The sequence below is a fragment of the Veillonella sp. 3_1_44 genome, from assembly GCF_000163715.1.
Lineage (GTDB): Bacteria > Bacillota > Negativicutes > Veillonellales > Veillonellaceae > Veillonella > Veillonella parvula_A.
In genome coordinates, this window is record NZ_GG770199.1 from 714,430 (window position 1) to 739,129 (window position 24,700).

The 24,700-nt window shown below is 39.0% G+C and carries 21 protein-coding genes; all 21 read right to left on the minus strand.

Translation table 11 applies throughout. The features are described 5' to 3' along the window. Positions 1-5 precede the first annotated feature (5 nt). Entirely contained in the window at positions 6-1,259 is a 1,254-nt protein-coding gene (clpX, locus tag HMPREF0873_RS03315; protein ID WP_008601448.1) for an ATP-dependent protease ATP-binding subunit ClpX, read from the minus strand. A gap of 12 nt (positions 1,260-1,271) precedes the next feature. Further along, positions 1,272-1,865 carry an ATP-dependent Clp endopeptidase proteolytic subunit ClpP gene (clpP, locus tag HMPREF0873_RS03320; RefSeq protein WP_004696517.1) on the minus strand — a complete coding sequence of 198 codons (594 nt, stop codon included), beginning with the start codon at positions 1,863-1,865 and terminating at the stop codon, positions 1,272-1,274. Positions 1,866-1,901: 36 nt separating this feature from the next. Continuing rightward, the gene (gene tig, locus HMPREF0873_RS03325; RefSeq protein ID WP_004698674.1) at positions 1,902-3,206 is read right to left on the minus strand and encodes a trigger factor; all 1,305 of its coding nucleotides are present in this window, start codon (positions 3,204-3,206) and stop codon (positions 1,902-1,904) included. Between the two features lie 163 nt (positions 3,207-3,369). Beyond that, positions 3,370-3,825: a CBS domain-containing protein gene (locus tag HMPREF0873_RS03330; RefSeq protein WP_004696521.1), complete on the minus strand. Its 456-nt coding sequence runs from the start codon at positions 3,823-3,825 to the stop codon at positions 3,370-3,372. Between the two features lie 111 nt (positions 3,826-3,936). Next, positions 3,937-4,416 (minus strand): 23S rRNA (pseudouridine(1915)-N(3))-methyltransferase RlmH, encoded by a 480-nt coding sequence (gene rlmH, locus HMPREF0873_RS03335; RefSeq protein WP_008714315.1) that lies wholly within the window; start codon positions 4,414-4,416, stop codon positions 3,937-3,939. 2 nt (positions 4,417-4,418) lie between these two features. Next, positions 4,419-5,225: an MBL fold metallo-hydrolase gene (locus HMPREF0873_RS03340; RefSeq protein WP_008714316.1), complete on the minus strand. Its 807-nt coding sequence runs from the start codon at positions 5,223-5,225 to the stop codon at positions 4,419-4,421. Positions 5,226-5,330: 105 nt separating this feature from the next. Next, complete coding sequence (locus HMPREF0873_RS03345) at positions 5,331-6,518, minus strand: RuBisCO large subunit C-terminal-like domain-containing protein (RefSeq protein ID WP_008714318.1); 1,188 nt, start codon at positions 6,516-6,518, stop codon at positions 5,331-5,333. 204 nt (positions 6,519-6,722) lie between these two features. Further along, positions 6,723-8,108, minus strand: coding sequence for a nucleobase:cation symporter-2 family protein (locus HMPREF0873_RS03350; protein WP_038125495.1), 1,386 nt, complete (start codon positions 8,106-8,108; stop codon positions 6,723-6,725). Between the two features lie 145 nt (positions 8,109-8,253). Further along, positions 8,254-10,803 (minus strand): selenium-dependent xanthine dehydrogenase, encoded by a 2,550-nt coding sequence (gene xdh / locus HMPREF0873_RS03355; protein ID WP_004696528.1) that lies wholly within the window; start codon positions 10,801-10,803, stop codon positions 8,254-8,256. Between the two features lie 17 nt (positions 10,804-10,820). Further along, positions 10,821-12,170, minus strand: coding sequence for a dihydropyrimidinase (hydA, locus tag HMPREF0873_RS03360; protein ID WP_004696530.1), 1,350 nt, complete (start codon positions 12,168-12,170; stop codon positions 10,821-10,823). Further along, positions 12,167-13,858 carry a selenate reductase gene (locus HMPREF0873_RS03365; RefSeq protein ID WP_004696531.1) on the minus strand — a complete coding sequence of 564 codons (1,692 nt, stop codon included), beginning with the start codon at positions 13,856-13,858 and terminating at the stop codon, positions 12,167-12,169. The genes hydA and HMPREF0873_RS03365 overlap by 4 nt, the downstream gene beginning before the upstream one ends. A 28-nt stretch (positions 13,859-13,886) precedes the next feature. Next, positions 13,887-15,215 carry a putative aminohydrolase SsnA gene (ssnA, locus tag HMPREF0873_RS03370; protein WP_008714324.1) on the minus strand — a complete coding sequence of 443 codons (1,329 nt, stop codon included), beginning with the start codon at positions 15,213-15,215 and terminating at the stop codon, positions 13,887-13,889. Between the two features lie 54 nt (positions 15,216-15,269). After that, on the minus strand, positions 15,270-16,205 hold the full coding sequence (gene arcC / locus HMPREF0873_RS03375; RefSeq protein ID WP_004696535.1) for a carbamate kinase: 936 nt from the start codon (positions 16,203-16,205) through the stop codon (positions 15,270-15,272). Between the two features lie 68 nt (positions 16,206-16,273). Continuing rightward, positions 16,274-17,467 (minus strand): knotted carbamoyltransferase YgeW, encoded by a 1,194-nt coding sequence (gene ygeW, locus HMPREF0873_RS03380; RefSeq protein WP_004696537.1) that lies wholly within the window; start codon positions 17,465-17,467, stop codon positions 16,274-16,276. Between the two features lie 152 nt (positions 17,468-17,619). Beyond that, on the minus strand, positions 17,620-18,930 hold the full coding sequence (locus HMPREF0873_RS09935; protein ID WP_008714326.1) for a YgeY family selenium metabolism-linked hydrolase: 1,311 nt from the start codon (positions 18,928-18,930) through the stop codon (positions 17,620-17,622). A 12-nt stretch (positions 18,931-18,942) separates the two neighbouring features. Further along, complete coding sequence (dpaL, locus tag HMPREF0873_RS09940; protein WP_004698734.1) at positions 18,943-20,154, minus strand: diaminopropionate ammonia-lyase; 1,212 nt, start codon at positions 20,152-20,154, stop codon at positions 18,943-18,945. A gap of 9 nt (positions 20,155-20,163) precedes the next feature. Continuing rightward, the gene (locus HMPREF0873_RS03395; protein WP_004696542.1) at positions 20,164-20,796 is read right to left on the minus strand and encodes a transcriptional regulator; all 633 of its coding nucleotides are present in this window, start codon (positions 20,794-20,796) and stop codon (positions 20,164-20,166) included. Between the two features lie 397 nt (positions 20,797-21,193). Further along, positions 21,194-21,613, minus strand: coding sequence for a flavodoxin (locus tag HMPREF0873_RS03400; protein WP_004696544.1), 420 nt, complete (start codon positions 21,611-21,613; stop codon positions 21,194-21,196). Positions 21,614-21,623: 10 nt separating this feature from the next. Next, complete coding sequence (locus HMPREF0873_RS03405) at positions 21,624-22,211, minus strand: DUF3793 family protein (protein ID WP_008714331.1); 588 nt, start codon at positions 22,209-22,211, stop codon at positions 21,624-21,626. 104 nt (positions 22,212-22,315) lie between these two features. After that, positions 22,316-22,948 (minus strand): hypothetical protein, encoded by a 633-nt coding sequence (locus HMPREF0873_RS03410; RefSeq protein ID WP_004696549.1) that lies wholly within the window; start codon positions 22,946-22,948, stop codon positions 22,316-22,318. A 37-nt stretch (positions 22,949-22,985) separates the two neighbouring features. Continuing rightward, positions 22,986-24,674, minus strand: a complete 1,689-nt coding sequence (locus tag HMPREF0873_RS03415) for a glutamine--tRNA ligase/YqeY domain fusion protein (protein ID WP_008714335.1) — start codon at positions 24,672-24,674, stop codon at positions 22,986-22,988. Positions 24,675-24,700 lie beyond the last annotated feature (26 nt).

The window sequence follows — 24,700 nt, forward strand, 5'->3', positions numbered from 1 at the left end:
TCGAATTACGATTTCAACTGGATGTCTTGGTCTGCCTCATTTTTGAGTATAGGTTCACCTGTGCTTAATACGGATTCACGATTCACAATGCACTTAGTTACTTCCGGCATGGAAGGAACCTCAAACATTACGCGTTTCATCACCTTTTCAATGATAGCACGCAAACCACGAGCACCTGTTTTTCGCTGTAATGCTTCATCAGCGATTTCTTCTAATGCATCTTCAGTGAAAGTTAATTCTACACCATCAAGGGATAGAATTTTTTCATATTGTTTTGTTAATGCATTTTTAGGCTTTGTCAAAATTTGAATTAACGCATCTCTGTCTAATTGATCTAATGTCACCATTACTGGCAAACGTCCAATAAACTCAGGAATCAAGCCAAATTTTAATAAATCTTCAGGTACAACATCTTTTAAGATAGCCGATACATTGCGTTCTTCTTTACGCTGTACATCTGCACCAAAGCCAAGTGTTTTCTTAGCGGTACGCTTAGTAATAACCTTATCCATACCATCAAATGCACCACCACAAATAAAGAGAATATTCGTAGTGTCAATTTGAAGCATTTCTTGATTAGGATGCTTCCTACCACCTTGTGGGGGAACAGAAGCGACAGTACCTTCTAAGATTTTAAGCAATGCTTGTTGTACGCCTTCACCAGACACATCACGTGTAATGGAAGGGTTCTCAGACTTACGAGCAATCTTATCAATTTCATCGATATAGATAATGCCACGTTCAGCCCGAGCTATATCATAATCTGCAGCTTGGATAATTTTGAGTAAGATGTTTTCTACATCTTCCCCTACATACCCAGCCTCAGTTAAGCTTGTAGCATCTGCAATAGCAAATGGTACTTCTAGCATTTTCGCTAAGGTTTGAGCCAATAGTGTTTTACCACTACCAGTAGGACCAATGAATAAAACATTAGCCTTTTGTAATTCTACATCATCAACTACATTATCTGTTTGTAAACGTTTGTAGTGATTATATACAGCCACGGCTAAAGAGATTTTAGCATCATCTTGACCAATGACATATTCGTCAAGATGAGCTTTAATTTCTCTAGGCGTTGGCAATTCTTTTAAATTGAAGTCGTCCGTCTCAACCGCACCCAACTCATCTGCAATGATGCGTTCACAAACTTCAACGCATTCATCACAAATATACACGTTAGGCCCCGCCACTAATTTGCGGACTTCTTCGCTTGTGCGTCCACAAAAACTGCAGCGCATAGTGTCTTTATCTTTTGCCAAGGGGCGCCTCCATTACTTGCTTTCTACAGGTTCTCTTGTGAGCACCTCATCAATTAAGCCGTATTCAACGGCATCCTGAGCACTCATGAAGTTATCGCGATCTGTATCGCGAGCTACTACTTCAATATCTTGTCCACTGCGAGAAGCTAAGATACCATTTAACTCTTCACGCATGCGAAGAATCTCACGGGCATGGATTTCAATTTCAGATGCTTGTCCTTGTACACCACCTAATGGTTGGTGAATCATGATGCGCGCATGAGGTAACGCATATCGTTTACCTTTAGTGCCAGCTGTTAAAAGCACAGCACCCATGCTCGCTGCAGAGCCTACACAAATAGTAGACACATCTGGTTTAATATATTGCATCGTATCATAAATAGCCATACCTGCGGTTACAACACCACCAGGGCTATTGATGTACAAATGGATATCCTTATCAGGATCCTCTGCTTCCAGGAATAACATTTGCGCAATAACCGCATTTGCCACATTATCATCGATGGGGCCACCAAGGAAAATAATGCGATCCTTTAACAAGCGAGAGTAAATATCATAGGAACGCTCTCCGCGTTCACCTTGTTCAACTACGATTGGTACATACATGTAATCACCTTTTCATGTACCTAGTTGAGCAAACTATTATTCAGCCGCTTCAGCGCCTTTTGCATTATCAATAATGAATCGAGCTGCTTTTTTGCGAGCTACAGAGCCTGCCAACATAGCTACACGACCTTCTTTTGCAATAATATCCCAAACTTCTTTAGGATCTGCCCCAAAGTTTTGAGCCATAATGAAGATTTCACGGTTCATATCATCTGGAGTTACTTCGATACCTTCAGCAGTTGCAATAGCATCCAATACTAAATCAGCGCGTACGTTTTCAGCTGCGGAATCTTTGTATTCAGAGCGTAAATCTTCGATAGTTTTATTGGAGAATTTCAAGTAGTCATCAAGTTTCAAGCCACGGCCTTCCATATTCATAGCCAATTCTTGAATCATTTGTTCTACGCGATCTTTAATCATTACTTCTGGGATTTCTACAGTTGCATTTTTAACAGCTGTTTGAATCAAGTCAGCATTGTAAGTATCGATTGCACGACGGGAAGCTTCTTCCTCCATTTTAGTGCGAAGATCTTTTTTCAATTCTTCAATAGTTTCGTAAGAGCTTGCTTCTTTTGCAAATTCATCATTCAATTCAGGCAATTCTTTACGTTTAATATCATGGATATGAGTTTTGAATTCTGCTTCTTTACCAGCAAGTTCTGCTACGAAGTAGTCTTCAGGGAATGTTACTTTTACAGTTACATCATCACCAGCTTTAGCGCCAATTAATTGATCTTCGAAGCCAGGAATGAAGCTACCAGAACCGATTTGTAATGGGTAGGATTTACCTTCACCACCATCAAAAGGTTTACCATCAACGGAACCAGCAAAGTCGATTACTGCGAAGTCATCTTTTTGAATTGTAGCGCCTTCTTCAGCAACAACCATTTTTGCTTGTTGTTCACGAATATTGTTCAACTGTTCTTCGATTTGTTCATCAGATACTGTAGCATCTTGTTTTTCTGCTTCTAAGCCTTTGTAATCGCCAAGTTTAACTTCAGGGCGTTTAGTTACAGTAGCTTTGAAAATCAAATCTTTGCCTTCTTCGAATTGTTCCCGTTCGATTTCAGGTTCAGATACAGGCACGATATCATTTTCACGAAGTGCAGCACTATAGTTTTGGCTAGCCAATACTTCAAATGCTTCTTCCAAGATAGCTTCTTTGCCGAAGTTCATTTCCAAAATACGGCGAGGCGCATGTCCTTTACGGAAGCCAGGGATGTTCACTTGACCTGCAATGCGTTTTACAGCTTGTTTAATGCCCTTATCTACTTCTGCTGCAGGTACTTCAATAGTTAACGTTACTACGTGTTGATCAACAGGATTTACAGTTGCTTTCATTTAAAATATGTCCTCCTCGAAGGGCAATATGCCCAAATTTCTGTAGTATATTATGCACTCCTAATAATAACATAAATGCAAGGTCAATGCAATTCTTCTCAATATACACTAAAAGACCACCCCAAAATGGGTGGTCTTTACATATTTTACATAATTATGCTAATTAGTTATCTTTAGCAATCAATTTGATAATGTCACGACGAGACAAAATCCCGATCAAACGATACTCTTTATCTACAACTGGCACATTTTTCAAATGTTGATCAAGCATAACAGATACAATTTCTTCTACATCTTTATCCGGTGTGGTTGTAATTACTTCATCAGTCATCAACTCATGAACGTGAGATGCCAATAATTTTTTGAATTGAGCATTGTATTCGCCAATGCCATTGTAATAGATGCTAGCGCCTAATACATTAACATAATGAGGCACATGAGGACGTACTTTTTTATATAGTAAATCACCTTCAGAGATAATACCTAACAACTTATTATCATCATCCACTACGGACACCGCTGTTAAATTATATTTAACCAATAAATCAGCTACATCAGAAATCGGCGCATCTTTGCCAACAGTAACAGGGTATTTATTCATTACTTCTTGGATTTTCATAGTGAATTCCTCCTTACAAATACATCTTGCTTTATTATACTATTCGCCACAGTATAATAAAACTCCTTTTTTCTGAAAGTATTATACAAATAATTTTTAAGTCTACGTCTTCTACCAATGATAAGGTTCATTACGATTGATTTTTGATGCTCGATAAATTTGTTCTACAAGTAGCAATCGAACCATTTGATGAGTAAAAGTCATAGGGCTAAAAGATAATTTATAATTTACAGCCTGACGTAATATATCACTCACCCCAAAGGCACCACCAATAATGAAAGCCATATCGCTAACACCATCCACCTCAAGCTTAGATACCGTCTTAGCGAGTTCTTCAGAGGACATTGGTTTGCCATACACGTCAAGTAATACGGTATACGCATTTTTAGGGACCGCTTTTAATAAACGGTCTCCTTCTTCTGCAACGACTTGTTTGCGATCCGCATTACTCGGCTTATCTCCAATTTTACTTTCATTCAGCTCTGTAATTGTAATGCCACCATAGGGGCGCATGCGTTTCACAAACTCTGCTACGCCCTCACGTAAATAAGCATCCTTCAATTTGCCGATACAGACTACATAAAATCTCATTTTTACCTCTTCACAGATTGGATGGACACAATTTCATTAGGCTGACCATGTTGTAACTTCATTTCAGGTCCAATACGAACACCACCATCCACAAGCATTTTGCCAATAGTTTGGGTAACAAGGACAGAGTTATTATTATTTTCAGAACGATGGGCCAATATAACTTGCATAAAATCAGGACGTTTCATCATGAGTAGTGCTTGCGCAGCCATTTCATTACTCAAATGACCTTCATCACTAGCCACCCTTTGTTTCAAAAACGGCTGATATGGTCCGAATCGCAACATATGAGGATCATAATTCGCCTCTAGCACTAACAGAGTCGTATCATCAATTCTACGTAAAATATCATCTGAAATCACGCCTGTATCAGTGACAATAGTTGCCTTATCGTTCCCAGCAAACACATTTATACCAATTGGATCAGCCGCATCATGACTTACCGAAAAAGGTTCCACAATTAGACTCCCCAACGTCAAACTGCCCTTTGTAAGCTCGATTAATCGATTCTTTGGCACGATTAACTTATCTTGGATTTCACGCCAGGTGCCTTGCTTCGTATACACAGGAATATCAAATCGTTTTAGTAATTGTTGTAATCCCGCAATGTGATCACTATGTTCATGACTGACAAATATACCCTCTACCTGTGCCATATCAATTTGTAATTCTTTTAACCCATTGACAATGCGTCGACAACTGATGCCTACATCATGCAATATGACGGAGTTCCCTTTTTTTATCACTGTACAATTGCCCTTACTACCACTGGCAAGGACATGGACCTCCAACGGTGAGGATTCACTCATCAAAACACTCCATATACTTAATCATAAATCTATTATTTCTGTAAAAGTCAATAGCTTAGTTATTTAGTTAAATATTGTATTAACTCATTTAAATTCAAGCTATTATTACGTTCTTTCAGATAATTTAGTCAGACGCTCTACAAAATACGACATATTAGCCTCAATATCTGGCCCTCTGCGGAACATATCGCCTCCAACAAGGAACATCGTATCATTTCCGTACAGCTCAACAAGTTCATTAAGACGAGTATCTGTAACGCCACCACCTGGTGCAGGGCAAGCCGCCTTCATCAAGCCCATTGGTCGTTTAATGTAAGAGGAAATCCTCTTGCATTGTTCCTCTGTAAAAGTAAAGCGTCCACCATAAGATACGAAGATTGGCATATCAGCCCCAAAAATACGAGGTAATAAACCTAGTTGTAAGTAATCGGCTACACCAGATACACCAGGGCTCACAAATCCACCAGAATAAGCGGGATGATGAATAATAGGCAATCGTAATTTTTCATCAGTAGCTAATTTGTGTAACCAACCGAAACCAACGAGACCTGAAGCCACCATGAGAGCTGTAGCACCAGCCTCTTTGGCAAAATAAGCGCGTTCCAATACGTCTGTGCCATCACCAGATACATTTGCTGCATATAATGTATGTGTCCCATGTGTAGTGTTCATTTCCTGTACCATAGAAGCACATCGTTTTACACGATCTTTATATTGAGAGAAGGACTGATTAGAAATACCATGATCATCCTTTATGACATCTGCCCCACCACGTGTATAGGCTCCACACATGCGAGCCAATTCCCCGTTTGGTGTTCCCATCGGCTTTACAACGGCTTGAATCATTGGACGCGTCGGGGTTTCCACTAAACAACGAATTCCTTGCAAGCCAAATCGTGGTCCCTTAAACACATCGTAAAGTGTTGGACATAGTTCAATATCTACTACCCAAATATGTGGCTGTAACGAAGAATTACCAAAGACAACATTTAAAAATTGTGTAGCCTCTAAGGCCGTGGTATCTACGTGATATGAAATACGAGCCAAATAGTAACGAGAGGTGTCAATTACAGCATTTGGCATCACACCTACATTGATATAAGGAGAGTCTTCTACTATAGGTTCAAGAGATTCTAGTCGACCAGTAATAGTTTCTTTAATGTATGGATCCGTTACAAACTCATAAGGAAATTCTATAGTTTGCTCCACTTGAACAGCCCAAGCAATTGATTTTGCTTCTTCATATGTACTCGCTTCTATTCTATATGTAACTATAAATCGCTCGTCTTTCATAATGCGTCTCCTTTGCAATAATATTATTTAATTATATACCAAAGTAGTATACGATTCCATAAAAAAAGACCTCACTCCAAATCAGAGTGAGATCTTTTTAACAAACGAAACCATATATATTGATGTTTTACCTATACTAACAAGGTTTCTACTGTGAGAGACAATACATATAATCGCATGAGAGTAAACTCGTCTAACTATATCTTATTGGTAGAAATGTTTAGGATAACCTTTGAATCGTGTGAAGTGGCGATATTTACGAGTCGCACGATTAGGTTCGTTAACAGTTTTATAACCAAAACCATTAAACATTACATTTAAAATAACAGCTACTATACTACCAGCTGTGATACCAGATTTCAACAGAATTTGAGCCCATGCTGGAAAGTGTGTATAGAATTGAGGTGCTGCAAGAGGAATCATGGATACCCCAATACTAATGGCAACTAGCATCAGGTTATAGTTACCATCGAAACTAACTTTACCAAGAGAACGAATCCCACTGGCGATAATCATGCCGAACATAGCAATCCCTGCGCCCCCTAGTACAGCATTTGGAATACAAGCTACGATAGCGGCTAATTTAGGGAAAAGGCCTAATAAAATTAAAATTACACCAGATGCTGCTACAACGAAACGACTCTTAACACGTGTTACAGCAATAAGACCTACGTTTTGAGCAAATGCTGTATACGGAAAACTATTAAGGATACCACCAATAATAGTAGACAAGCCATCCGCGCGAAGTACCGCAGCCAATTCATTTTGACCAATAGGTTTATCTACAATTTCACCTACCGCAATACTATCACCAGTTGTTTCTACCATAACTACGAGCATTACAATAATCATAGATACAATAGAAGCAAAGTCAAAGGTTGGAAGGCCAAAATAGAATGGTGTCACAACAGAAATCCATTGAGAACGCCCTACTTCTGAAAAATCTGTAATACCAACAATCATAGCTAAGGCTGTACCGAGAATAAGCCCAACTAAGATTGCCAAATTACCAAGGAAACCTTTACCAAATCGATAAGTTAATACAACGAGAACAAATGTAGCTACACCAAGAGCTATGTATAGTGGATCGCCAAAGTTTTTATTGCCTACGCCCCCCCCCATCCAGTTAACAGCTACTGGCATCAAGTTGATACCAATAATAGTAATGATAGTACCTGTTACTACAGGTGGGAATAGCCGAATCAAACGACTGAAAAATGGTGCCACAAGGAATGTAAAGAGACCAGCTACGATAATCGCACCGTAAATGGTAGTAATATCATGCTGCTGACCAATCAGAATCATTGGACCTACAGAAGCAAATGTTACACCTTGAATAAGAGGAATGCGACCACCGACAGGTCCGAACCCTAATGTTTGAATCAATGTAGCTACACCACATGTAAATAAGTCAGCTGTAATCAAACGAATTAAATCTTCAATTGGCAAATGCATAGCTTGTGCAATAATAATTGGTACAGCTACTGCCCCAGCATACATAGCCAGAACGTGCTGTAAACCATAAGCGAATAACTGCGGGATTGGCAGCATACCATCTACATGGTCGACACCAGATGCACCTTTACTCATAAGAATCACCTCATATCTTACGTTTTAGTTACTAGTTAAACAATATAGTCATACTATCGTACATGATAGAGTTTAGAAATCTCATCGACTTCACGTGGGAACCTTGATGGCTAGGGGCAAAAGCCCCTACCATTAAGCAAATATTCTATTTTTTATAACCTGTATGTTTAATCGGCAAGGACCTACGTGGTTCTCCGTCGATACGACGATACGCATTTGCAATAGCCGGTGCAATCGGAATGCTAGAGATTTCGCCAATACCTTTAGCACCGTATGCATATTGTTCTGGTGTCCCTTTTTCGATAAGACTTACATGAATTGGAGGACATTGGGTAGCTCTAAGAAGTCCTAGCGTACCGTATTTAGATGTTACATACCCTTCTTTATAAGGGAAGTCTTCTGTAACGGCATACCCCATTCCCATAATGGCACCACCTTCGGCCTGACCTGTACAGGATTGAGGGTTCACTACACGACCTACATCGTATGCTACATGTAAATTAGCAACCTTATTGTCTTCACCAATTGTTGCTACACATGCACCATAACCATAGGCAACGTGATTTTTTGGATGCGATTTATCAGAATTAAATGGATCTGTTTCACCGAGAAACTCTTCATAAATCTCTACGCCATTCAGTTCTTCTAATGTTTTAGTATCTAACATTTCTTTTAAGCGAAGACTTGCTTTACGCGTTGCTTCACCGGTAAAGAGCGTTTGGCGAGATGCAGTAGTTGTACCAGAATCTGGTGTACGTACTGTATCAGGTCGTTCTACAAATACTTTATCCGCCGTTAAGCCTGTCGTTTCACAAAGTACTTGTGTTGCCATAGTAGCCATGCCTTGACCAATACAAGCGGCACCCGTACGAATACGAACTTTACCATCACGTACTTCTAAAATAACGCGACCCGTATCAGGTAGTCCTACACCAATACCACTATTTTTCAAACATACCGCAAGGCCAGTACGATCAGAGGCATAATATGCATCTTTTACAGCTTCCAAACATTCTACTAAAGCGGTTTCTTTGGAACAAATTTGGCCGTTTGGTAATGAGTCACCAGGGCGTACAACATTTTTGTAGCGGAATTCCCAAGGATCCATGCCTACCAACGCAGCTAATTCATCAATATTTTGCTCTTGACCAAAGATAGTTTGTGTTACGCCAAACCCACGGAATGCACCACCAGGAACAGTATTTGTATAAACACATACACCATCAAAGGCAAAATTATCAAAGTGATAAGGGCCACAAGAATGAGTACCAGCACGTTGAAGTACAGGACCACCTAAAGATGCATACGCGCCACAATTAGAAACGATATTTACCTTACTTGCTACCAAATTACCTTCCGCATCACAAGCTGTTGTAATATCCATTTCCATCGCATGACGTTTAGTATGAATATTGAGACTTTCTTGACGGGAGAAAAGTACCTTAGTTGGTTTTCCTGTAAGCCAAGCTACGAGTGATGCATGATGTTGTACGGTCATATCTTCTTTACCACCAAAGCCACCACCTACGAGCATACTGTGAACCTTTACAGCCTCATTCGGAATACCAAGCATACGAGCAACTTCACGACGATCATCATAAACATTTTGGCTACCTGAATGCAGATGAATTTCATCACCCTCACGATATGCAACGGCACATTCTGGTTCCATAAATGCATGGTCGGTTTGAGGTGTGGAATAATGATTTGTTACTACAAAAGCAGCCTCTGCAATAGCCTTATCTACATCGCCACGAGATAATGTTTGACGAGATAATACATTTCCCTCTGGATGTAACTGAGGAGCATCTGGTTTTAGTGCTTCCAATGGATCTAGTACGGGTTCTAATTCAGTATAATCAACTTCAACTAGAGCCAATACTTCGTCTAAGTATTTCTTTTCTGTAGTTGCAACAAGTGCAATTGCATCGCCTACATAACGTGTAATATCACCTTCGGCGATAAGTACATCCCAATCCGGTACTAAATGACCAGTCTTATTGAATGGTACATCCTTAGCAGTCAATGCCGTTACACATGCTGGATGTTCAAGAGCTTTAGACACATCAACACGATCAACTCTAGCTCGTGGGTATTTAGAACGCAATGCTTTGGCATAAATCATGCCATCCATATAGATATCATCAGAGTATTGTCCAGTACCTAATGCTTTTTCCTCAGCATCTACACGGTGTAAACGAGCGCCTACATTACCATTTGTATCCTTTTCTGGAACTGGTAAGTTCTCACGGAACATTTTTGCAGCTAGCATAATGCCCTCTTCAATTTTTACATAGCCTGTACAACGGCAAATATTACCTAATATCGCCTTTTTAACATCGTCAGGTGTAGGGTCATTATTTTCGTCAATCAATACTTTTGCACTAATAATCATACCTGGTATACAGAAACCACACTGCACCGCTCCGCATTCACCAAAAGCATAGGTGTATACTGCTTTTTCTCGTTCAGATAAACCTTCAATCGTGACAATTGATTTACCGTCTAATTGAGATAGTTTGCTTACACAAGCCTTTGCTTTTTTTCCGTCTATAATTACTGTACACGTACCACATGCACCAGCACTACAACCTTCTTTAGTGCCCGTCAACTTTAAATCAGCTCGCAAGAAATCAATTAAACGTTGATCCTCTTGAACCTCATATTGGGTGCCATTCACTTGAAAGCGGTACATATATAGCCCTCCTCTCATTAAGGAATACATTCACCAAGATACGATTCTGTTAAGGATCCATCTTGTACCACATGGTGACCTCTAAGGATAACATCTCGAACCTTGCCAGTTACAGATATTCCTTCGTAAGGTATATAGTCAGCCTTTGTATGGGCGGACTCTTTTGAAAGCATATGTTCTATATGCTTATCTACAATTGTTATATCCCCATCACTACCTACAGCTAATGTACCCTTCTTGGGATACATGCCATATAGCTTTGCTGGGTTTTCACTAACTAATTTCATAAAATCTACAGCGCTCATATTGCATTGGTTAACCAACACATCATAAGCAATGATGCCCCGTTCTTCGGCTCCAGGAATACCTCCAGGAATTCGGGTAAAGTCATAACGACTCTTTAATTTTTGATCATTAAAGGTAAAGCTACAATGGTCGGAACCAATGGTTTGGAATACACCATTTACTAGTGCATCCTTCAATGCCATTTGATCTTGTATCGTTCTAAGTGGAGGACTCATCACATATTTAACCCCTTCAAAATCAGGTAATTTATATCGTGATTCATCAAGCACCAAATACTGTGGACATGTTTCACAAGTCACTTGATGTCCTAATGCCCGCTCACGTAGAACTTCATCTACGCCTTCTTTAGAACTTACATGCACAATATGCACGGGATACTCTAATGCAGCACCAATTGTACTAAATCGCTTAATCGCTTCCGATTCAATCATGGCCGGTCTTGTGAGTGGATGATTGTCTACATCTAATTCACCACGTTTACGTTTATCTGCTACAAAGGCATCGATAAGATCACCGTTTTCACAGTGAGCCCCTACAAGCGCACCCGTTGGTTTTATAGCTTCAATAGCATCATAAATTTCTCGATCTGTTAAACGGAAGCCATACGCTAAGTACACTTTAAAGGACGATACACCAGCTTCTACAACCTTTGGTATTTCATGAGATACCTCTTCATTCATTTCTACAAGCTCCATATGGAATTTGTAGTCACAGGAGCAATGCCCCAAGGCACGCTCCTTATGAACTTCTAACCCTTTACAAAGGGATCCATCCTCAGGAGAAGCAAAGTTGATGATTGAAGTAGTGCCGCCAAGAATAGCAGCCTTTGTACCACTATCAAAATCATCTGCAGTAGACGCCAAGGCATTTGTCATTTGAAAGTGTGTATGAGGATCAATAAATCCAGGGAACACATAGCAACCTTTTGCATTAAGAACTTTAGCCCCTTCTGGAACAGAAAGGTGTTCATCAATGGCGACAATTTTGTCGCCATCAATTAATATATCTCCGGTAAGGATTCTGTCAGTTAAGACCAATTCCCCTTGTTGTATGATAATCATGATACATAGTACACATGCTCTTTACAGAAGGCATGTACAACTCCTTTCAATTCTTCAGGTAATGCATCAATGTCACATACGGCTTCTTCACCTTTAAAGCGATAACCACAGCTAGTGCCTTTGATGTAGAAACCATCATTTGTACTATCTGCTAAAGCTTCAGCATTGTGGAAGAATGTAATGCGATCCTTGTATGGTTGACAAGGTTCTACGCAATGACACGCACAGTTACCACATTCATTACAGCTTTGATCAACATGGATGATCAATTTAGCATCATTTACAGTAACGACTTCATTACATCTATTAGGACATACGCGAACACAAGCACCACAAACAACGCGGCAGTGGTAGTCAGAACTACGTGTACCTGGGAAGGATGGCATTGCTTCACGTTTTTTCTTCATTGCATCGCTCTTCTTGAAGATTTTGTTCTCAGCGATGTCTTTAGCAAGTTTAGCTATAAGTTCTTTATGAACTTTTAAAGCAGCATTGTAATCAGTAGATTCTACTTCGTCTGCTAAGCCTTTGAAAGTATTGTAACCTTCACCTTGTAGAAGAATTGTACATACTGTTACAGGCCAAATACCACAATCAAAGATAGCTTTGATATTTTGTTTTACAGCACCACCACTATAAGACATAGGTAAACGTTCGCCGAATTGAGCACTTAAGAGCTCAGCTACACCAATTGTTACAGGTAACAAGGATTTACCAGACATATACATTTGCTCGCCTGGCAATTCATTGTTGTGAATTTGTACAGGGAATGTATTTGTCAATTTAACACCGAAAATCTTATTGTGTTTTTCACCAAGAGCGATAAGACGCTCTAACATTGGAACAGCCTTATCGAATTGAAGGTCAACTTCAAATTGATGATCTTCAAAGTCAATGTACTCAAAACCAGCGTTATCCAATAATTCTCTAATGCGTTTTGGACCTAACAATGTAGGGTTGCATTTTAAGTATAGGTGAAGACCTTTTTCACTGATAAGGTACGAACAAATGGATTCGATTTCTTCTGCTGGGCAACCGTGCATTGTGGACAATGTAATTGCTTGGCAAAGTTCATCACTAATAGAGTTAATATAATCAGCATCAATATGCTCAAATTCATCTACATGGTCAAGACACCATTGCTTACATGTATCCCACATAGGAGATTGAGATGCATTTCGCATTGTATTGATGAATTTATCAACCATAGGGCTCTTAATACCAGCCAAGTTATAGCCAACACTCATGATGAATAAAAATCCATCTGGATCACCTAATCCTAATTCTTTAGAGATTAATTTCAATGCGAACCAAGCTTTAATGTATTCATCAGCAGCTTCATCACAGCTATATTCAGAAGACCATTCTACGTTATATGCTTCGTCTACAGAGTAGATACAAGGTCTAGGAATACCTAGTTCTTCACCATACATAATTTGTACGGTTTTTAATTCAATGCAACGAGCACCAGCTACATAGGATGCCACAATGTTTTGTGCCAACTGTGTATTAGGGCCAGCTGCTGGGCCTACAGGATTTTCAATAGATTTACCAAAGATAGATAAGCGTTGATTATGATTCGTACGATGAATTTTATTTACATTGTAAATACGATTGTACATCTTGTACTCAGTCATAATGTGGTTCATCAAATTTCCGAAACTTACCGGATACATAATGTCACTCATAATGTCACACTCCTTTAAAGCGTTTGCGTTATGGGTTTAGTCGTTTCCATAAACCTTTAGATGTTGCTAAAACTTCGTTCATTACTTCAGCTTTATCAATGCCTTGTAATTTACGATCAATCATGCGTGGTACACCATCACTAATAGTTGTTACCACATACATACCATTAGCACCGAATAGTAAATGACCATTGATGTTGTTTTCATCAAGTGGTGTTGGTGCTGCGTAATCAAGAACAATTACGTCAGCTGCAGCACCTTTTTTAAGGATGCCTACCGTAGTATCGAAGAATTCATTAGCCATTTTGCGGTTGTTTTCAAATAGCATATGAGGTACTTCACCCCAGCCTACATATGGTTTATGTTGCTCATGTTTCACGAGACAATTCGCTACTTTATAAGATTCGAGCATATCATTTGTATAACCATCTGTGCCAAGCCCAACAGTGATCCCTGCATCTAATAGTTTCAAGATATCTGTCGTGCCTACTGCATTACCCATGTTACTTTCTGGGTTATGTACGACCTTAGCTTGAGATTTTTTCAATAATGCCACATCTTCGTCAGTTACGTGTACACAGTGACCAGCGATGCTCTTAGGGCATAAAATACCTGCCTCTACGAGGCGTCTAACAGGTGTCATGCCATACTTTTCTTTACTATCGGCCACATCTTCAGGACCTTCTGCAACATGAACATGATAACCCAACTGATCCTCATTATGAGCTTTCACATAATCTAATGTTTCCGTGCTCAATGTGAAAGATGCATGCAAGCCCATCATCGCCGCCAGTCTGGATGGATCTTGTTTTGCTTCTTTACCAAAACGTACGTTTTCTGCAACAGCGGCTTTCATTTGGTCTACGCCATTGCGGTCGGATACTTCATAGCATAAACATGAGCGAACGCCGAATTGTTTAGCTACATCTGCAATGATGGATAAGCTGTTAGGAACTTCACCATAACTTGCATGGTGGTCAAAAATAGTAGTTACACCATTTTCGATACAGCCTAAATACGTAAGTAATGCACTTGCTTTTACATCTGGAGCCGTCAATTTATTATCTAAGTAGAACCAAAGTCCTTCCAAGATTTCACCGAAGTTAGTCGGTGCTGGACCTGGCAACGATAAGCCTCGTGCAAGAGCGGAGTAAATATGATGATGTGCATTAATGAAACCTGGCATAATCAAGCCACCATGAGCATCAATAATTTCTGCGTTTGCATAAGCTTTGCATAATTCATCATATTTACCAATATCAACAATTTGAGTCCCGTCGATAGCAACAGCACCATCATAAATGATAGGTCTATCAGCGTCGCGAGTAATAACAGTACCTTTTCCTAATATAATCATGTGGGCACCTCCTCAACGATTCGTTGAAAAGCATACTTATAAACTTATATATTATTATAATACGATACGTGTGCCTGTTTTTCCTGCTATACCATCTTTAGATTTCTCTAATAATGTGATAATTGAGACACGGCCTTTTTTGGATTCTGCAAATGCTATAGCGGCTTCTACCTTTGGTTTCATCGAGCCTTCTGCAAACTCACCAGCTGATACATATTCTTTAGCTTGTGTAACGGTTATTTCATCAAGCCATTTTTCATTTTCTTTACCAAAGTTAATGGCAACCTTTTCAACAGCTGTTAAAATAACGAGAACATCAGCATCAATTTCTTGGGCCAACAAACTACTAGTCCAGTCTTTATCGATAACAGCAGCTGCACCATGAAGTTCATTACCTTCTTTAGTTACTGGGATACCTCCCCCGCCACAAGCAACAATTAATTGTTTACCTACTAAACCTTTAATTGCTTCTAGTTCAATGATTTCTTTTGGTGCTGGAGATGCCACCACACGACGATAACCACGACCCGCATCTTCTTTTACCACATAATCGTAATTCTTTTCTGCGTATTCAGCTTCTTCCTGAGTCATAAAATGACCAATTGGTTTTGTAGGATTTTGAAAAGCTGGGTCATTTTGATCAACAAGTACTTGTGTAACCATAGTCATTGTTGGCAAATCTTTAATACCACGATTTAAAAGCTCTTCGTGAAGAGCATTTTGTAAGTCATAACCAATATAAGCTTGGCTCATTGCTACACATACAGATAATGGAGTGTTTGGTTGACCTTCTACTTCACGAGTCAATGCAGCCATCGCATTGTTGATCATACCAATTTGAGGTCCATTACCATGTGTTACCACTACGTCACAATCAGCTTCTACTAAATCAATGATTGTTTTAGCTGTACTTTTTACTGCAATTTTCTGTTCTGGTAAGGAATTGCCTAATGCATTCCCCCCTAATGCTACTACAACTCTCTTTTTCATGTTATGCCTCATAACAAACTATTAAGAATAAAAGGAGCCATCAATACGGATGGCCCCTAAACTTTACTTTACGGTTGAACTCGTTCGGTTCCCTTCCGTTCTAATTCTTTTAAGGTTTCTACAGGATTTTTAAATTTGCTAAGGAAAATCATAGCTGCAATAACATATGGTTTGTAGCTTGCTTCCTTATAAAGAGGTATGCGGTAGCGATCAAATACTGTTGCATCTACTTCGCCTTCTTCACAACTTACACCTGTAATATCTGCTGGTAAGCAATGTAAGTAAAGAGCCTTGCCGTCCTTTGTGAGACTCATCATCTCTTCCGTACATGCCCAATCTTTATGTTTACCATTTTCTTCAAGAAGAACTTTTTCTAATGCTTTAATACCTTCATGATCATTTTCACCATACAGTTTTGTACGTTTTTCCATTGCACCGAATGGAGCCCAGCTCTTAGGATATACGATGTCTGCATCTTTGAAAGCATCCTTCATGTCGTTAGTTCTACGGAATGAACCGCCGCTAGCTTCAGCTTGTTTCTTAGCGATTTCTTCAACTTCCGGCATTACTTCGTAGCCTTCTGGATGTGCTAATACAACTTCCATACCTAAACGAGTGAATAAACCAATAGCACCTTGAGGTACTGATAAAGGTTTACCATAGGATGGAGAATACGCCCACGTCATAGCAATCTTTTTACCTTTAAGGTTTTCTACACCGCCAAATTCTTTGATGATATGAGCTGTATCAGCCATGATTTGTGTAGGATGGTCGATATCACATTGTAGATTTACAAGTGTTGGGCGTTGCTCTAATACACCATCTTCATGACCTTCTTTAACTGCATCGGAAACTTGATGCATATAAGCATTGCCTTTACCGATATACATATCATCACGAATACCGATAACATCTGCCATAAAGGAAATCATATTAGCTGTTTCACGAACTGTTTCACCGTGAGCGATTTGAGATTTGCCTTCGTCTAAATCTTGAACTTCAAGACCTAGCAAATTACAAGCGGAAGCAAAGGAGAAGCGTGTTCTTGTAGAGTTATCACGGAATAAAGAAATGCCAAGACCGCTGTCAAATACTTTAGTAGAGATATTGCGTTCTCTAAGAGCACGTAATGCATCAGCTACTGCCCATACACCTTGCAATTCATCATCAGATTTTTCCCAAGTTAAGAAGAAATCTTCGCCGTACATTTTACTAACGTCTAATTTTTGTAAAGTTTCAATACTTTTATTGAAGTCTGTCATCTGTAAGTCCTCTCTTTCAATTCCCTAAAGGGCTACTTAGGATCTAACTTTATACGATGCCTCATCAAATAGTGAGGCACTATATGAAATTCTAAATATCAACTATTTTCAGTTATTTTCGTTAAAATAGATCTAATTCAATATATGTGATATTAGTCTTTGCAGTATACGGATGGTAACAATGCATATACGGCGGCACATGTTACAAGATCTTGTTTCCATGTAATTTCGTTAGGAGCATGTGCTTGTGCTTCTGCGCCAGGACCGAAGCCAATACAAGGGATGCCATTACGACCCATGATAGATACACCATTTGTGGAGAATGTCCATTTATCAGTTAATGGGCGAGCTTTACGCATTTCAACTGTATCTTCTGCACCAATACGTTCGTTGCCATATAAGCTAGTGTATGCTTCTTCCAAAGCTTCTGTTACTTTATGATCTTTAGGAATTACCCAAGTTGGGAAGTAGCATTCGATTGGATATGTCAAACCAGTCCAAGATGGACGAGCATATTCGTACATAGATACTTTCGCACCATATTCTTTAACATGTGGTAATGCTTCGATTTCTGCCAAGCAACTTTGCCAAGTTTCGCCAGCAGTCATACGACGGTCCAAGGAAATAGCGCAGGAGTCAGCTACTGCACAACGGCTTGGAGACGTATAGAAAATTTGGGAAGTAGTTACTGTACCGCGGCCTAAGAAGCGAGCTTCTTCATAATGGTCAGGGTTGAATTTAGGGTCAAGCATTTTAACAAGTCCCTTAATTTTTGTGCTTTCATCAGCAGAATTAGCATTCAATTCACGGATGTCTTGAAGTATATCTGCCATTTTATAAATTGCGTTATCACCGCGTTCAGGAGCAGAACCATGGCAAGATACGCCTTGTACATCTACACGAATTTCCATGCGACCACGTTGCCCACGATAGATACCGCCATCGGTTGGTTCTGTAGATACTACAAATTCAGGACGGATATTGCGTTCCTTAATCATATATTCCCAGCAAAGGCCATCACAGTCCTCTTCTTGTACGGTGCCTACAACAAGTACACGATATTTATCACTTAGAAGTCCTAAGTCTTTCATAATTTTAGCGCCGTATACAGCGGATACAATACCACCCAATTGGTCAGATACGCCACGGCCACCAATTTTAGTTTCGTCTTCGAAACCATCATATGGATCAAAATCCCAATTGTCACGATTGCCAATACCAACTGTATCAATATGTCCATCAAAGGCAATGAGGGTTTTCCCTGTACCCATATATCCGAGAATATTCCCCATAGGATCTACTTCAACTTCATCAAATCCTAGGTCTTTCATCTCTTGTTCTATACGTTTTACATGATCTTTTTCTTCAGCACTTTCACCTGGGAATGCTACGATCTCACGTAAAAACTTTGTCATCGCTGGTCCATAAGTTGCCGCTGCTTGTTTAATTGCTTGTAAATCCATAATTAATGCCTCCTAACGATCTTCACCATACCACATAATATTTTTATATCTTTCAGGATCCGTATCACCTTCAGTGGAGAAACAGAGTACCTTTGAAGACGCATCTAGTTCTAACTCTTTCCGTAAGTCTTCATATTCCGGCATTGTCATAATTGCCATTACAAGACCTAATGGAACTGCACCAGACTCTCCAGTAGTAATTGGAGTATCGCCTTTAATCGGTGCACCGCCAACGCGCATGCCTAAACGTGCCACCCAGTCAGGAGCAGAAACGAATACATCTGCATGATTTCTCAAAATATCCCAAGAAACTGTGTTCGGTTCACCACAAGCTAAGCCTGCCATGATTGTTTCTAAATCACCCTCTACGATACGAGGTTTACCATCATCAGCTACAGCACCTTTGTATAAACAAGCTGCAGCTGCCGCTTCTACAACAACTAATTTAGGTTTTTTAGCCACATTGCTGTATAGATTAGTGAAGTAACCCACTACAGAACCGGCAAGGGAACCTACACCAGCTTGTACAAATACATGTGTAGGAACTTTACAATTATCAGCTTCTAATTGATTGGCTGTTTCCATAGCCATCGTGCCATAGCCTTGCATAATCCAGTTTGGAATTTCTTCATAACCTTCCCAGGCAGTATCTTGAACTACAACACCGTTAGGAACTTCTTTAGACTTTTTGGTTGCTAAGCGTACACACTCATCGTAGTTGAAGTCTTCGATTGTTACGGTAGCTCCTTCGTTTTCGATTTGTTTTCTACGATATTCTGTAGAGCCCTTTGGCATAAATACTACAGATTTTTGACCTAATTTATTGGCTGCCCATGCTACACCTCGACCATGGTTACCATCAGTGGCAGTAAAGAATGTTGCTTGACCAAACTCTTCTTTTAATTTTGCAGATGTTAATACATCATATGGTACATCCTCAACAGCTTTACCAGTTTGTTGCGCCACATATTTTGCCATCGCATAGGAACCGCCTAATACCTTAAATGCATTAAGGCCAAATCGGTAAGATTCATCTTTTACAAAGAGTGCATCAACACCGATATAAGACGCTAAATTCTTAAGCGATACAAGTGGAGTAACGCTATATTGTGGAAAACTTTCATGAAACGCTTTAGCTTTCTTAACCTCTCTAACATCCATAACTGACAAAAACTTGTCACTTGATGGTGCCATTGTATTACGTTTCCACTGAATTCGTTCCATATTTGCCTCCTAGGATTCTTCCTTTACAGTATTTAAATCACTATAAAGAGTAAACTTAGAAATATTAAAATACTCTGCTATCTTCTCAGAAGACTTCGAGATAAGAAAAGCCCCTTTTTCGTTTAAATAGGAAATAGCTTTTAAACGTTCCACCTTATTCATCAATGGTCCTGGTTTACCAACTAAACGTTCTACGTCTAGTAATAAATCATCTAAAAGTTCCGATACACTCGTCGTAATTTTTTCAACAGATCCTGCATCTTCCTGACCTGTATTGACCAAACTATCCAAAAGTCGATGCATCATAACAAACTCTGTTATATCTTGGTTAATCCCCAACAAGTATGCTATACGACCTGTATCATCACGAATATACATGGTAGAAGATTTTAATATTCGACCATCTTTAGTCTTTGTGAGATAACCAAATCTGCCCTCGCTACCATCGTCATGACTCAGCACATCTAAAACCACATGCGATGGGCCATCACCAACATGTCTATTAGTTATAGTTCCATTCTCAATATATACAAGAGAAGAATTAATATCCCCTTGTAAATCATGAATCAATACTTCACAGGATGGTCCAAATTGTACCGCTAATCCATGGGCTATGACTTTTATTCGCTCTAATGTACTCATTGAAATAACCCCTCTTTCAATGTCATAGATTAACCTTTCCCGTTTAAATTACGCTAGCCCGGTTAATAGCTAATATAAAATTAACCCTAACTATTTTTGTATCAACCTAAATTTTTGTTAGGTTCTTAACTAAATTATAGGACTATGTGTACAAAAACGCAATATAATTATGTATTAAAGTTATTTATAATTATGCGCTTATATACACAAATAGAGATAAAGATAAATAAACATTATGATTTTCATCACATTTACTTATCGATATCAAAATTTTTAATGACCTTTGCTCCATCATATCAATCATAAGTACATACAAAAAAGGCTGTAATAACGAATTATCGTCATTACAACCTTTTATTATTAACTATTAGTATTTATGTTAGTAATTAAAATCAAATTAAGCGTTTGCTAATGTTTTACCTAATTCTTGGCATTGTGCATTACCATCATCATCAGGTTCGCCCAAGATTGCTACGCCATCAGCCACTAATTCGCCACCAGCATCTTTAATTCGAGTGCCCCAGTCTTCCAACCAAGTACCACCCCAACCATAGGAGCCAAAGATCGCTATTTTTTTACCACTCAACTTGCCTTCTAGTTCAGTGTAAAATGGTTCAAATTCGCCTTCTTCTAATTGTTCTGCACCCATATCAGCACAGCCAAGAGCTAATTTTTCATAAGCGGCTGCTTCATCAACAGATACTTCAGAAACGGATTTTACTTCAACTTCTTGACCTGCAGCTTTAATACCTTCAGCTACTTCATAAGCCATGCGTTCTGTATTGCCTGTACCGGACCAAAAAATTACACCAATCATCTTGTACCTCCTAGGCCGTTCTTGCGACCAATGAACTAAATGTTTTTCCCAACATCAATTGAGTTTGACAAAATTCACGACATGCTTTGTAACACAAGAAAGAGCGTTGCGCATTTACCACATCATGGTAAACCTTCCACTCTCCGCACATTCGGTATCCCCCACCACGATAAGAAATAAAACATTTCACATCCTTTAATGGGTAACCTAGAAAAATGCCGATTTCATGTGGAAACTCAATGCTTACTTCCATACGATATCTAAGATGTTCGAGCATCTCCATAATGCTCATTCGATCATGATAACCGTAGGCTTTCAAAAATAACATCACCGCAGGTTGCCGTACATAGTCTCTTAATTGCTTCTCACGGAATACCAATAATAGTCTTCGCGCTTTACAACGACATAATTCAAAGAAGAACAATCCTTTTTCATTGAACGCTTTATTATACTCTATCAATACAAATTGGATTTGTTCATTCATGTCCCGTGGAATAGAAACCAAGTTCGATAGCTTAATACCTCGAATTGCCGGTGCACAATGATATCCAATGATATGGTCAATTGAATTCATCATAATAGTACCTGCCTGTTGCACATCGTTAGAATTTCCTCTAATGAGAATAATTCCTATAGGCTCATAGTACTCTTGATGAGAAAAATTGTCAAGAATAATTGATATATATTTTCAATAATTATTAATTATTTGGTATGTAATAAACCTTTAACTTTAGGGAATACAACACTATCATTAGCTTCGTCAACAGCAATTAAATGAGCATTTGGTCCTGTATATTTATCTTCAGAAATACTAATATGTAATATCTCATTATAAGAATTATTATTAGCTATACTTTTATATTTCAATGTGCCTTTATAGGCATTGCCTTGTTTTGCTAATGGATTAATTACCGTGAAAGTACCAAGTACAGGGCTATCGCCATTGTTAATAGCAGCTGCTAAGGCTCCAAGAGATGAAGAATCTGTATTCATATGCTTTGCTTCACTCATGCGACTAGATAATTGTTTTCCTAACACAACATTAGCATAAACAGCATATTGCATTTCATTCTCGTTTTTAATATTTAATGTATATACATCTGCAGAATACGCGCCCGCCTCAAGAAGTACAGACTTAATATCTTTTTTGCCCTCCCCAGCAAACAACGCTTTAGGATTATTTTGATACATAGTAACGCCTTCAGGCAATTTAACACCTTGATATGTTACAGTTTGACTTCTATTTAAAATGGACTTAATGTTCGCTGCGGAACCCGTAGCAGGTATAGATACCAACACAGCCGCTACCGTAGCAAGTAGTACTATTTTTTTCATTTTTCTCCTCATGAAAGCATTAATATAATGCATTATGCTATTTCTTTTGTGCCTTAGCCCAACTGTCGCGTAAACCAACAATACGGTTCACTACAATATGGTCTGAAGTACTGTCTTTATCAGTTACAAAGTAACCTTGACGCAAGAATTGGAAATGATCCCCTGGTACAGTTGTAGCAAGACTTGCTTCACCTTTACTGTTGAACACTTGTAAAGATTCATGATTAAAGTCACCTAAGAAATCTTTACCATCAGAATCTTCTTTAAGCAGGTAATCATATAAACGAGATTCAATATCTACTGCAGTAGACGCTTCAACCCAATGTAATGTGCCCTTAACCTTACGTGTACAACCGCTACCGCTCTTAGTTTCAGGATCATATGTACAGTGAATTTCTGTAATATTACCATTTTCATCTTTAATAACATCAGTGCATGTAATGAAATAAGCTCCTTTCAAGCGTACTTCTTTGCCTGGTGCTAAGCGGAAAAATTTCTTAACTGGTTCTTCCATAAAGTCACTGCGTTCAATGTAGATTTCACGACCGAATACAACTTCACGGTTACCCAACTCTTCATTTTCTGGATTGTTTTCAACTGTGCAAAGTTCAGTTTGACCTTCTGGATAGTTCGTAATAACAACTTTCACAGGATCAATAACTACCATAGGGCGTGTAGCTTTGAGTTTCAAATCTTCACGGATACAGAACTCAAGCAAAGCAATATCAACAACGCTATCCGCCTTCGCTACACCAATGCGATCACAGAAATCACGAATTGCTTCTGGCGTGTAACCACGACGGCGCAAACCTGAAATTGTCGGCATACGAGGATCATCCCAACCAGCTACAAGGCCTGCCTCAACAAGAGCACGCAATTTACGTTTGGACATAACCATTTTAGTTACATTCAAGCGAGCAAACTCAATTTGTTGTGGAATTTCAGTATCATCCCATTCCTCTAACACCCAATCATATAATGGTCGGTGAACTTCAAATTCTAATGTACAAATAGAATGCGTAATGCGTTCAATAGCATCTTCAATAGGATGGGCAAAATCATACATAGGATAAATTTTCCACTCATTACCCGTATTATGATGCTCTGTATTTACAATACGATAAATAACAGGGTCACGCATTACGATATTAGGATGCGCCATATCGATTTTTGCACGCAATACCTTTTCCCCATCTTTATATTTACCAGCTTTCATTTCTTCGAAGAGCATCAAATTTTCTTCTACACTACGATCACGGTATGGACTATTGACACCAGGAGTAGAGAAATCGCCACGATTTTGTTTAATTTCATCTGCAGTTTGATCATCTACATAAGCTTTGCCAAGCGTGATTAATTTCTTAGCATACTCATACATTTGGCCAAAATAATCAGATGCATAGCGTGGTTGTTCATTCCATTCAAATCCAAGCCATTTAACGTCTTCCATGATGGAGTTTACATATTCGACATCTTCTTTTACAGGATTTGTATCATCAAAGCGAAGATTTGTTAAACCATTGTATTGTTTACCAATACCAAAGTTTAGGCAAATAGATTTAGCATGTCCAATATGCAAGTAACCATTTGGTTCTGGTGGAAAACGAGTCAATACACGCCCACCGTATTTGCCAGTTTCGTTATCTTTGTTGATAATAGCTTCAATAAAGTTAACAGATACAACTTCTTCAGGAGCTACATCTTTTTCAATGTCTTTATGTTCCAACGTTCTTACCTCCATAGGAAAAATAT